Genomic DNA, 15,098 nt, shown 5'->3' with positions numbered 1-15,098 from the left:
GACCGGTCGCGCAGGAGACGCCGCTTCCCGATCGTTATCGACGGCGAAGCCGGATGAATTCCGCACAAGAACGCAGAAGACCGGATGCCGTTCGGCATCCGGTCTTCGGGTTCGAGCGCTCAGTACTCACGGTCGATGAGCTGCGGCGGGACCTGGTCGGCCGCGACCTCGTCGACGAAGAACGCCGTCCGGCGACGCCCCTTGGCGCCCGCTGCGGGCACGCTCTGGTAGCTCGCTCCGGCGAGGGCGAGGCCGAGGGCCGCGGCCTTATCGGCGCCCGCCACGACCATCCACACGCGCTTGGACGAGTTGATGACCGGCCGCGTCAGTGAGACGCGGTCGCTCGGGGGCTTGGGGGAGTTGCGCACCGGCACCGTCGCTCGATCCGTCACCGAGATCTCGGGACGGTCGGGGAACAGCGAGGCGATGTGCGCGTCGGGTCCCACACCGAGGAAGCAGATGTCGAACGACGGCCAGGGACCCGTCTCGCTGCGGTCCGAGGGGGCGAACTGTGCGAGTTCGTCGGCGTACGCGATCGCGGCAGCGTCCAGGTCGAGCCCGTCGTCGCTCGAGGCGACGGTGTGGATGTTCTCGGCCGGGATGTCGAGGTGGTCCAGGAACGCCTCACGCGCCTGCTTCTCGTTGCGGTCGTCGGAGTCACGCGCAACGAAGCGCTCGTCGCCGAACCAGAAGTGCACCAGCGACCAGTCGATCTGCCCGACGCGTTCGTCGCGCGCGGCCGTACGAAGCACCGCGCCGCCCATCGTTCCGCCAGTCAGGCAGACGTGCATGCGCTTGCCCTCGGCGACGCGCTTCACGATGCGGTTGACGAAACGCGTGGCGACGTAGGACGCCAGGGTGTCGGCATCCGGTTTGATGATGACCTGCTTCGCCGATCCGTTGTCGGTCATGACGCGTCCCGCTCGCTCGCGGCGAGCAGCAGGTCGTGGCCCTCGGTGATCACGCGACCGTAGAGCAGGTCGGGATCCAGGCGACGGAGCTCCTCGGCGAGGCATTCGCGCAGCGTGCGACGCGGGAAAGCCAGGTCGTGCGTGGGCTGACCGGGCTGGGTGAGCACCGCGACGCCGGACTCGGGGCGTTCGAGCAGCGTGTCGCCGCTCGGGCGGGTCAGGCGCACCGACTTGATGCCGCTCGACCACTCGTCGGAGGGCAGGTAGGCGTAGTCGACGGGGGCGTCGAGCTTCATCCCGAGCCACGCCGCCAGGAGAGCGGTGGAAGGGGAGTCAGCGGCTCCGCGGACTTCGATCGCGGTCACCGGCTCGTACGGCGGCTGGTCGAGGACGGCGGCCAGCTGCTCGCGCCAGCGCGTCACGCGGGTCCAGGCGAAGTCGGTGTCGCCGGGAGCGTAGTGCTCGCCGAGGTGGGCGACCCAGGCGGCGGGGTCCGCCTGCGACGAGGCGTCGGTGATGCGGCGCTGGGCGATGCGACCGATCGCGGAGTGCGAGGGGTCCTCGGGCGCGTCGGCCGGCCACCAGGCGACGACCGGGGCATCCGGAAGCAGCAGGCCGGTCACGAGGCTCTCGGCGTTGGAACCCGCGGCGCCGTGGGCGCGAAGGACCACGACCTCGCTCGCTCCGGCGTCGCCGCCCACGCGGATCTGCGCGTCGAGGCGGGGTTCGGCGTCGTCGTCCCCGAACAGGACGGCGATCACTCGCATGGGGTGCTCTCGCGAGGCGTCGTTCGCGGCCTCGATGACCTCTTCTTCGGCGCCGTGGTGAGTGACGATGATGAGTGTCAGCACGCGGCCGAGGGCGACGGCGCCGCCCTCTTCGCGCACGCTCACGAGCTTCTTCGAGATGGCGCTGACAGTGGTGTCGGGAAGGTCGATGATCACGGGCGTCTCCAGGTGCGACCGTCGCGGGCGAGGAGTTCGTCGGCGGATGCCGGACCCCAGGAACCGGGCGAGTACTGTTCGAGCGGACCGCCCTGGGCGGCCCAGAACTCCTCGATCGGGTCGAGGATCTTCCAGCTGAGCTCCACCTCTTCGTGCCGGGGGAACAGGGGCGGGTCTCCCAACAGCACGTCGAGGATGAGGCGCTCGTACGCTTCGGGGCTCGCCTCGGTGAAGGCGTGTCCGTAGCCGAAGTCCATCGTCACGTCGCGCACCTGGGTGCCGTCGCCGGGGACCTTCGAGCCGAACCGGATCGTCACGCCCTCGTCGGGCTGCACGCGGATGACGAGGGCGTTCTGGCCCAGCTCCTGCGTCTGGCTCTGCGAGAACAGCTGCTGCGGTGCGCGCTTGAACACGACGGCAACCTCGGTGACACGACGGCCCAGGCGCTTTCCGCTCCGGACGTAGAAGGGCACACCCGACCAGCGGCGCGTATTGATCTCGAGCTTGATCGCCGCGTACGTCTCGGTGACCGACTCGGGGTTCATCCCGTCTTCTTCGAGGAAGCCGAGCACCTGCTCCCCGCCCTGCCAGCCGCCGGCGTACTGCCCGCGTGCGGTCGCCTCGGCGAGGTTCTCGGGCACGCGCACAGCGGCCAGCACCTTCTCCTTCTCGGCGCGCAGATCCGCCGCGTTGAAGCTGATCGGCTCCTCCATCGCCGTGAGGGCCAGCAACTGCAACAGGTGGTTCTGGATGACGTCGCGCGCTGCGCCGATGCCGTCGTAGTAGCCGGCGCGGCCGCCGACGCCGATATCTTCGGCCATCGTGATCTGGACGTGGTCGACGTAGTTGCGGTTCCAGATCGGCTCGTACAGCTCGTTGGCGAAACGCAGCGCGAGGATGTTCTGCACCGTCTCTTTGCCGAGGTAGTGGTCGATGCGGAAGATCGAGTCGGCCGGGAACGCGCTCTCGACGACCTCGTTCAGCTCGCGGGCGGAAGCGAGGTCGTGGCCGAACGGCTTCTCGATGACGACGCGGCGCCATCCGTTCACCCCGTCCGACGCGTCTCCGACGAGCCCCGACGCCTTGAGCTGCGTCGTGACGAGCGGGAAGGCCTTGGGCGGGATCGAGAGGTAGTAGGCGTGGTTGCCCATCGTGCCGCGCTCGGTGTCGAGCTTGTCGACCGTCGCGCGCAGGCGCTGGAAGGCCTCGGGGTCATCGAATTCGCCCTGGACGAAGCGGATGCCCTCGAGGAGCTCCTTCCACGTCTCTTCGCGGAACTCCGTTCGCGCGTACTTCTTGACCGACTCGTAGACGACCTCGGCGAAGTCCTGGTCCTCCCAGTCGCGGCGCGCGAAGCCCACCAGAGCGAAGCCCGGCGGCAGGAGTCCGCGGTTGGCGAGGTCATAGACCGCCGGCATGAGTTTCTTCCGCGAGAGGTCGCCGGTGACGCCGAAGATCACGAGGGCGCTGGGCCCCGCGATCCGGCTCAAACGGCGATCCTCGGGATCGCGTAACGGATTGTGACCCGGTGTGATCTCTACGACCATGCTTATTGCGCCGCCTCGAAGAGTGAGAGCACCTCGACCTGCGGGTCGGTCAGCGTCAGCGTGACGACGGGACGGCCGTGGCCCTCCGCCAACACACTCGCGTCGCCCGCGGCCTGTGCCTGGATGAGTTGCCCGAACGTGAACGGCCGACCGGGGATTTCGAGGTCGACGTCGGTGCGTTCGAGGATCTGGAGGAAGACGCCGGTGGCGGGACCTCCCTTGTGATACTGCCCGGTGGAGTGCAGGAACCGCGGTCCCCATCCGAACGTGGTGGGGCGACCGGAGTCGGCGGCCACGAGTTCGCGCAGCCCCGCGAGCTGAGCGAACTCGAGGCGGTTCACGTATGCCTGGACGCTGACGTACCCGTCGGCCGGCACCGTCTGCCACAGCGCCGCCAGCACGCCCGCGACCGTGCCGCTGGCCGCCAGGGTCGGATCGGAGACACGGACCTCGACGCCGCCGTCGACGAATGCCGGGGCGGTGGGGGCGGGCTGCGCATCGAGCAGGCCGCGCGTCGCGGTCTTCGCCGATTCGACGTCGGGCTGATCGAAGGGGTCGATGCCGAGCAGGCGACCGGCGATCGCGGTGGCGTACTCCCATACGACGAACTGCGCGCCGAGCGAGCCACTCACCAGCACGTCGCCGGTGTGACGCTCGAACAGATGGAACGCGTCGGCGTCGTCGACGAAGCGGACGATCTGCAGATCGTCCGGCTTCGAGTCGAGCTCGGGCGAGACCGGGAGAAGGACGACGGGCAGGATGCCGGTGCCGTTCTTGCCCGTCGACTCTGCGACGAGCTGCTCGATCCAGTCGGGCAGGCCGATGATGTGACTGCCGTCGGTGACCAGGCCGAGCTTGTCGCGGCGCAGGTCGCCGCCCCCGGCGATGGCCGCGGCCAGGACCAGGGCGGGGTTCTCGGGTGAGTCGATCGCGACCTCGAGCAGGGTGGCATCCGCTTCGTCGAGGAGGTCCTCGATGTCGACGCCGGCGAGGCCGGTCGGGACGAGCCCGAACGCCGTCAGCGCGGAGTAGCGGCCACCCACGGTGGGGTCCGCGGTGAAGACGCGGTAGCCGTCGGCCAGGGCTGACGCCTCGAGCGGGGAACCGGGGTCGGTGACGACCACGATGCGCCCGGCCGGGTCGATGCCGAGGTCGCGGAAGGCGGCCTCGAAGGCGCGCTTCGCGGAGTCGGTCTCGATCGTCGAGCCCGACTTGCTCGACACGACCAGCACGGTCTTCTCGAGTCCGCCGGACTCGGCGTCGCCGTCGATCGCGGCGAGCACCTGGCCCGGAGCGGTGGAGTCGAGGATGACGAGCGGTACGCCCGCCGACTGCGCGATGACCTCGGGGGCGAGCGAGGAGCCGCCCATCCCGGCGAGGACGACGCGGGTCACGCCCTGCGCGACGAGTTCGTCGCGCAGGGCCGTGATCTCCGGCACGAGGGGGCGCGAGACGGATACCGCCCGCACCCACCCCAGCCGACGCGAGGCCTCGTCTTCCGCGGCGGCGCCCCACAGGGAAGCGTCGCCTGCGGTGATCCCCGACGCGATGAGCGAGCCCGTCAGGCCCGGCAACTCCGCGTCGACGACCGACTTGACGTGGCCGGTGACCTTGACGGCGAGAGTCACCGCGCGGCCTGGGCGCTTCCGGCCTGCAGCGCGGTCTTCACGGTGTCCTGAAGTTCGTGCCACGAGGCGATGAACTTCTCGACACCCTCGTCCTCGAGCACCTGGGTGGCGTCGGCGACGTCGACGCCCGCGGCGGCGAGGCGGTCGAACACCTCGTGCGCGTCGGCGTACGCACCGGTGACGGTGTCTCCGGTGATGACGCCGTGGTCGAACGTGGCCTCGAGCGTCTTCTCGGGCATCGTGTTGACGGTGCCGGGGGCGACGAGCTCGGTGACGTAGAGCGTGTCGGGGAGCGCGGGGTCCTTGACGCCGGTCGACGCCCAGAGCGGACGCTGCACGGTGGCCCCGGCCTCGAGAAGGGCCTTCGCGCGCGGCTCGGCGAACTTCTTCTCGAAGAGCTCGTAGGCCAGACGCGCGTTGGCGATGCCCGCCTTGCCCTTGAGCGCGGCGGCTTCGTCGGTGCCGATCGCGGCGAGACGCTTGTCGATCTCGGTGTCGACGCGCGAGACGAAGAACGACGCGACCGACTGCAGGGTCGAGATGTCGTGACCGGCGTCGCGTGCCTTCTCGACACCCGCGAGGTAGGCGTCGATGACCTCTTCGTACCGCTCGAGGCTGAAGATGAGCGTGACGTTGACCGAGATACCGGCGCCGATGACCTCGGTGATGGCGGGGAGGCCGGCCTTGGTCGCGGGGATCTTGATGAGGACGTTCTTGCGGTCGACGCGGGCCGACAGGTCCTTCGCCTGGGCGATCGTGCCCTCGGTGTCGTGGGCGAGGTCGGGGGAGACCTCGATCGACACGCGTCCGTCGACGCCGTTTGTGGCCTCGAAGACCGGCAGGAAGATGTCGCACGCGTCGCGCACGTCGTCGGTGGTGATCGAGAAGATCGCCTCGTCGACGCTGGCGTCGGCGGCCGCGAGCTCCTTGACCTGACCCTCGTACGCCTCGCCCTTCGACAGGGCGCCGGCGAAGATGGTCGGGTTCGTGGTGACACCCGAGACGTTGCGCGAGTCGATGAGCTCGGCGAGGTTGCCGGACTGGATGCGCTGACGCGAAAGGTCGTCGAGCCAGATGCTGACGCCGGCGGCGGCGAGATCTGCGGTGGGAGTGCTCATTGTCCTGGTTCTCCTCTGATTACTTCTTGGCCGCGGCGATGGACTCGCGGGCCGCCTCGACGACGTGTTCCGTCGTGATGCCGAACTTCTGGAAAAGGGTCTTGTAGTCGGCCGACGCACCGAAGTGGTCGATGGCGACCGAGCGACCGGCGTCGCCGACGATGCCCGCCCAGCTGAGGGCGGAGCCGGCCTCGACCGACACGCGCGCCTTGACCGAGGACGGCAGCACCGACTCGCGGTACGCCTCGTCCTGCTCGGCGAACCATTCGAGCGAGGGTGCCGACACGACGCGGGCGTGCACGCCCTCGGCGGCGAGCGTCTCGCGCGCCTCGACGGCCAGCTGCACCTCGGATCCGGTCGCGATGAGGATCACGTCGGGCTCGCCGTCCTTCGCCTCGGCCAGCACGTACGCGCCCTTGACAGCGCCTTCGGCGGAGGCGAACTCGTCCCCGGATGCCGCTCCCGTGCCGCGAGCGAATACCGGGATGTTCTGGCGGGTGAGGGCGATACCGGCGGGACCGGCGGTGCGGCGCAGCATCTCGAGCCAGACGACGCTCGTCTCGTTGGCGTCCGCGGGACGCACGAGGGCGAAGTTGGGGATGGCGCGGAGCGTGGCGATCTGCTCGATCGGCTGGTGCGTGGGACCGTCCTCGCCGAGGGCGACGGAGTCGTGCGTCCAGACGAAGATCGTCGGGATGTTCATCAGGGCTGCCAGACGCACGGGCGGGCGCATGTAGTCGCTGAAGATCAGGAAGGTGCCGCCGAACGGACGCGTGGGCCCGTGCAGCACGATGCCGTTGAGGATGGCGCCCATGGCGTGCTCGCGGATGCCGAAGTGCAGGACGCGGCCGTAGGCGTCTCCCGACCACTCGTGCGTCGACCATTCCGCGGGGATGAAGGACTTGGCATCCTTGATCGTGGTGAGGTTCGACTCGGCCAGATCGGCCGAACCGCCCCAGAGCTCGGGGAGCTCGGCGGCCAGGGCGTTGATGACCGTGCCGCTGGCGGCGCGGGTCGAGACGTCCTTGCCCGCTTCGAAGGCGGGGAGGGCGTCGGCGATGTCGGCGGGGAGCTCACGGGCCTGGAGGCGGTCCCACAGCTGCTTGCGCTCGGGGTGGGCCTCGGCCCAGGCGTCGAACTTCTGCTGCCAGGCGGCCTTCTCGGCCTCGCCGCGCTCCACGAGCTTGCGCGTGTGGGCGATGACGTCGTCGTCGACGGCGAAGTGCTGCTCGGGGTCGAAGCCGAGCACCTCCTTCGTCGCCTTGAGCTCGTCGGCGCCGAGGGCGGAACCGTGGATCTTGCCCGAGTTCTGCTTGCCGGGCGAGGGCCAACCGATGATCGTCTTGAGGACGATGAGCGACGGCTTGCTCGTCTCGCCCTTCGCGCGCTCGATGGCCGCGTGCAGTTCGGCGACGTCTTCGACGTACTCGCCGGTCTTCTTCCAGTCGACCGTCTGCACGTGCCAGCCGTATGCCTCGTAACGCTTCTGGACGTCTTCGGTGAAGGCGACGTTGGTGTCGTCCTCGATCGAGATCTGGTTGGAGTCGTAGATGGCGATGAGGTTGCCGAGCTCCTGGTGGCCGGCGAGCGAGGAGGCCTCGCTGGTCACGCCCTCCTGGAGGTCGCCGTCGCCGGCGATCACGTAGACGTAGTGGTCGAAGGGGCTCTCGCCGGCCGGCGACTCGGGGTCGAAGAGGCCGCGCTCGTAACGTGCCGCGTAGGCGAAGCCCACGGACGAGGCGAGGCCCTGGCCGAGGGGACCGGTGGTGATCTCCACACCGTCGGTGTGGCCGTACTCGGGGTGGCCCGGGGTCAGCGAGCCCCAGGTGCGCAGCGCCTCGAGATCCTTCTTCTCGAGGCCGAAGCCGCCGAGGTAGAGCTGCACGTACTGCGTGAGTGACGAGTGTCCGACCGACAGGATGAAGCGGTCGCGACCCGGCCAGTGGGTGTCGGCGGGATCATGGCGCATGACGCGCTGGTAGAGCAGGTAGGCCGCGGGAGCGAGCGACATCGCGGTTCCGGGGTGGCCGTTGCCCACCTTCTCGACGGCGTCCGCCGCGAGAATGCGAGCGGTGTCCACCGCGCGCCGATCGATGTCATCCCATTCGAAGTCCGACAACTGGGTCGCCTTTCTCGATACTGTGCGCCCGGGTTCACTTCCGACGCCGCACTCACCACCGTAGGAGTGGGAGAGGGGTGGGGTGTCGGCGCGGGGCGCGCGTTCTCCGTCAGCATAGCGAGAACGCCACTGCAGGTTGCGGTGCGTGACGGGGGGTCGACAGACGGCCGGTCGTGTGGTGGAGATGGCATAGAATCGTGGAGGTTCTATACGCGCTACCCCGGGGGACGATGGACATCTCGACGACGTCGCACGTCATTGCGACGACCGATCGCCGCTCCGTCGGACGAACCCTCCGGGCCTACGTCGCTCTGACCAAGCCCCGCGTCCTCGAGCTTCTTCTCGTGACCACCGTGCCGGTGATGATCCTGGCGCAGGGGGGTCTGCCGAACCTGTGGCTCATCCTCGCCACGGTCATCGGCGGCTCGCTCAGCGCGGGTTCGGCGGCGGCGTTCAACATGTACCTCGATCGCGACATCGACGCGCACATGCAGCGCACGGTCAACCGCCCGCTCGTGACGGGCGAGGTGTCGCCGCGCGGTGCGCTGATATTCGCGTGGACGCTCGCGGCGGTGTCGACGGTGTGGCTGTGGGCCTTCACCAACGCGCTGGCGGCGGGCCTGTCGGCCGCGGCGATCTTCTTCTACGTCGTGATCTACACGATGATCCTCAAACGCCGCACCGAGCAGAACATCGTCTGGGGCGGCATCGCGGGCTGCTTCCCGGTGCTCATCGGCTGGTCGGCTGTGACGGGGTCGTTGTCGTGGACGCCGTTCATCCTCTTCGCGCTCGTGTTCCTGTGGACGCCCCCGCACTACTGGCCGCTGTCGATGAAGTACGCCGCCCAGTACGACGAGGTCGATGTGCCCATGCTCGGCGCGACTCGCAGCGGTTCGCAGGTGGGGCTGCAGGTGATCCTCTACGCGTGGGCCACCGTCGCATGCTCGCTGCTGCTCATCCCCGTCGCGCCCATGGGCCTGGTCTACACGGTCTCGGCGCTCGTCTTCGGCGGGTGGTTCATCTACGAGTCGCACCGCTTGTACTCCCGTGCCGTGCGCGGCGGAGAGCCGCGGCCGATGCGCGTGTTCCACGCCTCGATCACGTACCTCACCCTGCTGTTCGTCGCGATCGCCGTCGACCCGCTACTCCCCTTCTGAGCGGATTCAGAAATGCGCCCGTCCTGTTTCAGGGCGGGCGCTTTCTCGTCGCCCGGATGCCGGCTCCCGGAGTCTCAGAGGGGGCCCGTGCCGCGACGGTCAGTGCTCGGGCGCTCCGGGGAGAGCGTCGGCGGTCAGGGGGCGGCTCATCTCTATTAGTCCGCCATCGTCGGGGTGCGGCTCGCGTCCGAGGACACGGAGGTCCTGGGTACGCCCGGTCGGAACGAATCCGTTGCGGGTGTAGTACTTCCGTGCCGGCGCGGCGTGCTCGGCCACCCAGAGCCGGAGAACCGTCTGGTCACGCGAGCCGGCCCAACTCAGGATCGAGGCGAGCAGGGCGTCGGTGACGCCGTTCTCGCGCCCGCGCGCGTCCGGGGTCACGTAGACGCCCGTGAGGACGGGCTCGGGTCCGTGCGCGTCCCCGATCTGCGCGCACATCATTCCGAGCCATCGACCCGTCTCGTCGTCGATGGCGGCCATGCTCGTCGTGTCGGGTTGTTCGCCGCGGCGTGCGCGCATCTTCCAGCCCTCGTCCGGGATGCGCTGCGTCTCTTCGAGGGTCGCGGCCCACGAGACGGGGTTGTCGGTGGCGTTCTCGATGCGGAACTCCCGCACCCGGGGCCAATCGTCCTCCTGGGTGGAACGCAGCATGAACACTCCTCCAGGTTAGCCGCCGCCGCACGCCCCGGACACAGCGAAGCGCCCGCCCCGGTGAGGGAGCGGGCGCTTTCGAGGCGCGGGATCAGCGACGCGTGGCGTCGTCTCCGGCGTCGAGCCGGGGCTCGTCGTGGCGGGCGGCGGCGGCTGCCTGCGGGGGAGCGGTCGCGGTCGACGGCGTCTCGACGTCGGCGTCCTCCACCGCGAGGGGCGTGGCGGTCGTGGCGGGCGCGAACGGGGCGACGGGAGCGGAGTCCTCGGCGACGGTCTCATCGTCGCTGCTCCAGTCGATGGTCTCGATCGCGACATCGGGACGGTGGGTGAGCGCGGTGGCGGCGGCGAGGGCGAGGACCGCGATGATGCCGATCGCACCTGCGCCGAGGACGGCGGCACCGACGACGACCCACGACTGGCCGACGTAGACCTGCACAACGGTGGCGTTCGGGTCGTTGAGCACCTGCTCCATCGCGTCGATCCCGTTCAGGACGATCGCGAGTCCGCCGGCGATGGCGGCCAGGGATGCGACGACGAGCACCCAGAACGGGATGCTGGTCACCAGGCGGGGACGAGTCTTCATGGGGAGTACTCCTTGTCGTTCCGACAGGGGGTGTCGGGCGGCGGGTCCCGAAGCGGGGGACGACGGGACGGTAGGCACGAAAGTGCCACGGTCAACCATGACGGATGCGCCAGTGCGCTGTGTAGGGGTCGCCGATGAATCGCCTATGGGCGTATAAGGGGGGTGCAGGAATCGCCCGGGCGGCGGTTCGGCATCGTCGGGAGGCGGAGGCGGTCCTTCGCGAAGGAGGGCCCGTTCCGACTGCGGCAGGCCGCGGACCGGAGTCAGCCGCGCACAGACGCGGTCTCGCGCCCGACATCTCGACGTTCGGCGGTGGCGGGCTGCTTCAGGTGCAGCACGACGACGGTCATGGTCGCGGCGGCGAGGGCTGCGAGCACCATGTGCGTGCCGACGGCGAACTCGGGCAGGCCGTTGCGCGCCTGGTACAGACCCACGGCGATTTGCACCAGCTCGACGGCGAGGAGCGCGAGGGTCCACCGACGCACCGGCAGGCGCAGGCGCCACGCCGCGGCGACGACGACGAGCGTCAGCGCGAACAGTGCGTACCCGGGCCACGAGTGCACGTGTTCGAGCACCTCGGCATCGAAGCCGTTGCGTCCGGCGGAGGCGTCGCCCGAGTGGGGACCCGCGCCGGTGGTCAGCACGCCGAAGACGATCGTGAGGGCGAGGACGCCCGTGGTCGCGTGGACCAGTCCGGCGAACCAGCGGGGCACGGCGAGCAGGCGGGGGCCGGTCGGCTGGTTCATCCGCACGAGGAACGCGGCGCACACCGCCACGAGCGACACCGAGGCGACGTAATGGAACCCGACGATGAAGGGATTGAGGCCGGTGAGCACCGTGATGCCGCCGACGACGGCCTGGGCGACGATTCCGACGAGTACGACGAGCGAGAGCACGAACAGCACGCGGCGCTCGCGCCGCATACGCCAGACGAGCACGACGACCGCGATGGCCAGGATGCCGACGAGCCCGGTCAGCGTCCGGTTGCCGAACTCGATGACGCCGTGGATGCCCATCTCCTGCGTGTTCACGAGCGAATCGGCCGTGCACTTGGGCCAGGTCGGGCAGCCGAGGCCCGAGCCGGTGAGGCGGACGGCTCCGCCGGTGCCGATGATGAGCACCTCGGCGACGAACGACAGCCAGGCGAATACGCGAACGCGACGGTCGACGTCGGTGGGGAGCCACGCGACGACGCGGCGCAGGGCGGCGGGGACGCGGGTCGAAGCGGTGGGGGACGAGGCGGAGGGCATGCGTACGGCTTCCTGGCGTCGAGGTGATCCCGGCTGTCGGGAGAGCGGTCCTGCCGTACCGGGAGCGGGTGTTGCCTGTAGAATCGAAGGGTCCGGGTGCAGCGCTCACGCGATCCGCACCCACGACAGTCTAGGCGCGCAGCCAGCGTCTTCGAGCGGGCCCACCAGCGACCTTCCTGAGACTTCGACCGGAGTCCGGAATGCCGGGGCGGATGACACCGTTGTGGCCCGAGAAGGAGAGTGATCACCATGTCCGATGTACTCATCGACCGACCCGAGCTCGAAAGCCTGGGGCAATACGAGTTCGGCTGGCACGACACCGATGCCGCCGGCGCGATCGCGCAGCGCGGGATCAACGAGGACGTGGTGCGCGGAATCTCCGCCCTCAAGTCCGAGCCCGAGTGGATGCTGAAGACGCGTCTGAAGGGCTACCAGCTCTTCGGCCGCAAGCCCATGCCCACGTGGGGCGCAGACCTGTCGGAGATCGACTTCGACAACATCAAGTACTTCGTGCGCTCGACCGAGAAGCAGGCCCAGACCTGGGAAGACCTTCCGGAAGAGATCCGCAACACGTACGAGAAGCTCGGCATCCCCGAGGCGGAGCGCCAGCGCCTCGTCGCCGGCGTCGCGGCTCAGTACGAGTCCGAGGTGGTCTACCACCAGATCCGTGAGGACCTCGAGCAGCAGGGTGTCATCTTCATGGACACCGACACGGCTCTTCGCGAGCACCCCGAGTTCTTCGAGGAGTACTTCGGCACGGTCATCCCGGCCGGCGACAACAAGTTCGCCGCGCTCAACACGGCCGTCTGGTCGGGCGGCTCCTTCGTCTACGTCCCGAAGGGCGTGCACGTCGAGATCCCGCTGCAGGCGTACTTCCGCATCAACACCGAGAACATGGGGCAGTTCGAACGGACGCTGATCATCGCCGATGAGGACAGCTACGTCCACTACATCGAGGGCTGCACCGCTCCCATCTACAAGAGCGACTCGCTGCACTCGGCCGTGGTCGAAATCATCGTGAAGAAGAACGCCCGCGTGCGGTACACGACGATCCAGAACTGGTCGAACAACGTCTACAACCTCGTCACCAAGCGCGCGATCGCCCACGAAGGCGCGACCATGGAGTGGGTCGACGGCAACATCGGCTCCAAGGTCACGATGAAGTACCCCTCCATCTACCTCATGGGAGAGCACGCCAAGGGAGAGACCCTCTCGGTCGCCTTCGCCGGTCCCGGTCAGCACCAGGACGCCGGCGCGAAGATGATCCACATGGCGCCGTACACGCAGTCATCGATCGTTTCGAAGTCGATCGCGCGCGGCGGCGGTCGCGCGGGCTACCGCGGCGAGGTCCGAGTGGATGCCAATGCGCATCACTCCGCGAACACCGTGCGTTGCGACGCCCTGTTGGTCGACACGATCTCGCGCAGCGACACGTACCCCGCGATCGACATCCGCGTCGACGACGTGCAGCTCGGCCACGAGGCCACGGTCTCGAAGGTCAGCGAAGAGCAGCTGTTCTACCTGCAGTCGCGCGGCATGCCCGAAGACGAGGCCATGGCGATGATCGTGCGCGGCTTCATCGAGCCGATCGCCCGCGAGCTGCCGATGGAATACGCGCTCGAGCTCAACAAGCTCATCGAGATGGGCATGGAAGGATCCGTAGGCTAAATGACGACTGCGACTCACACCCCCGCAGCCGCCGCGGAGGGGCATATCGACCCCGCCGCACTCGTGGCATCCGTCGTTCCGGTGCAGACGCGCTCCGAGCGACCGACCTCGTTCGATCCGGCTGATTTCGGCGTGCCCTCGGGCCGCGAGGTCAACTGGAAGCTGACGCCCATCGATCGGCTCACGCCGCTGTTCGTCGACGAGGCGGGGCCCTCGGGCGTCGTGTCCGTCGAAGTCAGCGCTCCCGCGGCCGTCGAACAGCTGCGTCTGGCCCCGGGAGACGCCCCGCGCGGCGAGCACTTCCGACCCGAGGATCTGACCGCCGCTCTCGCCTGGACGCACGAGGCCGAGGCACCCCTGCTGCGCATCCCCGCGAATGTCGAACTCGACGAGCCGATCGTGGTGCGCTTGACCGGCACCGGCGGCCTCGCGCACGCCCACGTCGTGATCGAGGCGCAGCCGAACTCGCGCGGCACCGTGGTGCTGCGTCACGAGGGCACCGCGAATCACGCGCAGAACGTCGAGATCATCGTCCGCGACGGCTCAGACCTCACGGTCGTCTCGGTGCAGCGCTGGAACGACGACGCCGTGCACGCGGCATCCCACCAGGCTCGTGTCGACCGTGACGCCAAGCTGACCCACGTCGTGGTGAGCTTCGGCGGCGGTGTCGTCCGTGTGAACCCTTCCGTCGAGCTTTCGGGCGCGGGCGCCGAGGGGCGTCTCTACGGCCTGTCGTTCGCCGACGCCGGTCAGCACCTCGAATCGCAGGTCTACCTGCACCACAAGGGTCCGCACACGGTCGGTGACGTGCTCTACAAGGGCGCGCTGCAGGGCAAGAGCGCGCGCAGCGTCTGGATCGGCGACGTCCTCATCGGACCGGATGCCACGGGCACCGACTCCTACGAGGCCAACCGCAACCTCGTTCTCACCGACGGCGCCCGCGCCGACTCGATCCCGAACCTCGAGATCGAGACCGGTGACATCCAGGGTGCCGGTCACGCCAGCGCGACGGGTCGTTTCGACGACGAGCAGCTGTTCTACCTGCAGGCGCGCGGTATCGCCGAAGACGAGGCCCGTCGCCTCGTCGTGCTCGGGTTCCTCACGGAGATCGTCCAGCGCATCGGCATCCCCGAGCTCGAGACCGAGCTCATCGAGGCCATCGAGCACGAGCTGGCCGCGGGGGCCGAGGCGTGAGCGCCTCGCGCGCCTGCGCCCTCAGCGACCTCACCCAAGACGAGGCGCACCGCGTCGAGATCGACGGCGTCGCGATCGCGGTCGTGCTCGACGGCAACGGCGAGGTCCACGCGATCGGCGACCTGTGCACGCACGGCGACATCTCGCTCTCCGACGGCTTCGTCGAGGGAGAGACCCTGGAATGCTGGGCCCACGGCTCGGCGTTCTCGCTGAAGACCGGTCGCCCCCTGAACCTCCCGGCGTACGAGCCGGTCCCCGTGTACGAGGTCGTGATCGACGGAGACGACGTGCTCATCGATCCGTCCGTCACCAAGGCGACGGCCTGAGC

The 15,098-nt window shown here is 69.0% G+C and carries 13 protein-coding genes; 4 read left to right on the top strand and 9 right to left on the bottom strand.

What is annotated here, in order from left to right:
* Positions 1–119: 119 nt before the first annotated feature.
* From pgl to tkt, 6 genes are read right to left on the bottom strand one after another with little or no spacing between them, the layout of a single operon-like run.
* Positions 120–911 (bottom strand): 6-phosphogluconolactonase, encoded by a 792-nt coding sequence (gene pgl / locus MTE01_RS14770; RefSeq protein WP_103209836.1) that lies wholly within the window; start codon positions 909–911, stop codon positions 120–122.
* Positions 908–1,855, bottom strand: coding sequence for a glucose-6-phosphate dehydrogenase assembly protein OpcA (locus tag MTE01_RS14765; protein ID WP_103209833.1), 948 nt, complete (start codon positions 1,853–1,855; stop codon positions 908–910). Before MTE01_RS14765 ends, pgl begins: the two co-directional genes overlap by 4 nt.
* Positions 1,852–3,402 (bottom strand): glucose-6-phosphate dehydrogenase, encoded by a 1,551-nt coding sequence (gene zwf / locus MTE01_RS14760; RefSeq protein ID WP_103209831.1) that lies wholly within the window; start codon positions 3,400–3,402, stop codon positions 1,852–1,854. The genes MTE01_RS14765 and zwf overlap by 4 nt, the downstream gene beginning before the upstream one ends.
* A 2-nt stretch (positions 3,403–3,404) precedes the next feature.
* Positions 3,405–5,030, bottom strand: a complete 1,626-nt coding sequence (locus MTE01_RS14755) for a phosphoglucose isomerase-related protein (protein WP_116240125.1) — start codon at positions 5,028–5,030, stop codon at positions 3,405–3,407.
* Entirely contained in the window at positions 5,027–6,148 is a 1,122-nt protein-coding gene (gene tal / locus MTE01_RS14750; protein ID WP_141378211.1) for a transaldolase, read from the bottom strand. The genes MTE01_RS14755 and tal overlap by 4 nt, the downstream gene beginning before the upstream one ends.
* Before the next feature lie 19 nt (positions 6,149–6,167).
* Positions 6,168–8,267 carry a transketolase gene (gene tkt, locus MTE01_RS14745; RefSeq protein WP_141378210.1) on the bottom strand — a complete coding sequence of 700 codons (2,100 nt, stop codon included), beginning with the start codon at positions 8,265–8,267 and terminating at the stop codon, positions 6,168–6,170.
* Between the two features lie 230 nt (positions 8,268–8,497).
* Between tkt and MTE01_RS14740 the strand changes: the two genes are divergently transcribed.
* The gene (locus MTE01_RS14740; RefSeq protein WP_103209820.1) at positions 8,498–9,424 is read left to right on the top strand and encodes a heme o synthase; all 927 of its coding nucleotides are present in this window, start codon (positions 8,498–8,500) and stop codon (positions 9,422–9,424) included.
* A gap of 99 nt (positions 9,425–9,523) precedes the next feature.
* On the opposite strand, the gene MTE01_RS14735 is transcribed toward MTE01_RS14740, so the two are convergent.
* The 3 genes from MTE01_RS14735 to MTE01_RS14725 all read right to left on the bottom strand — a co-directional run bounded on the left by MTE01_RS14735 (position 9,524) and on the right by MTE01_RS14725 (position 11,908).
* Positions 9,524–10,075, bottom strand: a complete 552-nt coding sequence (locus MTE01_RS14735) for a GNAT family N-acetyltransferase (RefSeq protein WP_141378209.1) — start codon at positions 10,073–10,075, stop codon at positions 9,524–9,526.
* A gap of 91 nt (positions 10,076–10,166) precedes the next feature.
* Positions 10,167–10,658, bottom strand: a complete 492-nt coding sequence (locus MTE01_RS14730; protein WP_141378208.1) for a dinucleotide-utilizing enzyme — start codon at positions 10,656–10,658, stop codon at positions 10,167–10,169.
* A 263-nt stretch (positions 10,659–10,921) separates the two neighbouring features.
* Positions 10,922–11,908: a COX15/CtaA family protein gene (locus MTE01_RS14725; RefSeq protein ID WP_116240121.1), complete on the bottom strand. Its 987-nt coding sequence runs from the start codon at positions 11,906–11,908 to the stop codon at positions 10,922–10,924.
* Between the two features lie 249 nt (positions 11,909–12,157).
* On the opposite strand from MTE01_RS14725, the gene sufB reads away from it, so the two are divergent.
* Genes sufB through MTE01_RS14710 form a run of 3 tightly spaced genes read left to right on the top strand, consistent with a single transcriptional unit; the run spans position 12,158 to position 15,096 of the window.
* Positions 12,158–13,576 carry a Fe-S cluster assembly protein SufB gene (sufB, locus tag MTE01_RS14720; RefSeq protein WP_094734162.1) on the top strand — a complete coding sequence of 473 codons (1,419 nt, stop codon included), beginning with the start codon at positions 12,158–12,160 and terminating at the stop codon, positions 13,574–13,576.
* A complete protein-coding gene (gene sufD / locus MTE01_RS14715) occupies positions 13,577–14,770 on the top strand; it encodes a Fe-S cluster assembly protein SufD (RefSeq protein ID WP_141378207.1) in 1,194 nt (397 codons plus the stop codon).
* Positions 14,767–15,096, top strand: a complete 330-nt coding sequence (locus MTE01_RS14710; protein WP_141378206.1) for a non-heme iron oxygenase ferredoxin subunit — start codon at positions 14,767–14,769, stop codon at positions 15,094–15,096. The genes sufD and MTE01_RS14710 overlap by 4 nt, the downstream gene beginning before the upstream one ends.
* The last annotated feature ends 2 nt before the right edge of the window (positions 15,097–15,098 follow it).

The sequence above is a fragment of the Microbacterium testaceum genome, assembly GCF_006539145.1.
Lineage (GTDB): Bacteria > Actinomycetota > Actinomycetes > Actinomycetales > Microbacteriaceae > Microbacterium > Microbacterium testaceum.
The sequence above is the reverse complement of the archived record's forward strand: the minus strand, read 5'-3'. Positions and strand labels throughout refer to the sequence as shown.

What these genes read in the sequence shown, in the direction of transcription:
- zwf (WP_103209831.1), bottom strand. Translation starts at nt 3,402, where the DNA reads ATGGTCGTAGAGATCACACCGGGTCACAATCCGTTACGCGATCCCGAG.
- MTE01_RS14740 (WP_103209820.1), top strand. Translation starts at nt 8,498, where the DNA reads ATGGACATCTCGACGACGTCGCACGTCATTGCGACGACCGATCGCCGC.
- pgl (WP_103209836.1), bottom strand. Translation starts at nt 911, where the DNA reads ATGACCGACAACGGATCGGCGAAGCAGGTCATCATCAAACCGGATGCC.
- sufD (WP_141378207.1), top strand. Translation starts at nt 13,577, where the DNA reads ATGACGACTGCGACTCACACCCCCGCAGCCGCCGCGGAGGGGCATATC.
- MTE01_RS14735 (WP_141378209.1), bottom strand. Translation starts at nt 10,075, where the DNA reads ATGCTGCGTTCCACCCAGGAGGACGATTGGCCCCGGGTGCGGGAGTTC.
- sufB (WP_094734162.1), top strand. Translation starts at nt 12,158, where the DNA reads ATGTCCGATGTACTCATCGACCGACCCGAGCTCGAAAGCCTGGGGCAA.
- tal (WP_141378211.1), bottom strand. Translation starts at nt 6,148, where the DNA reads ATGAGCACTCCCACCGCAGATCTCGCCGCCGCCGGCGTCAGCATCTGG.
- MTE01_RS14725 (WP_116240121.1), bottom strand. Translation starts at nt 11,908, where the DNA reads ATGCCCTCCGCCTCGTCCCCCACCGCTTCGACCCGCGTCCCCGCCGCC.
- MTE01_RS14730 (WP_141378208.1), bottom strand. Translation starts at nt 10,658, where the DNA reads ATGAAGACTCGTCCCCGCCTGGTGACCAGCATCCCGTTCTGGGTGCTC.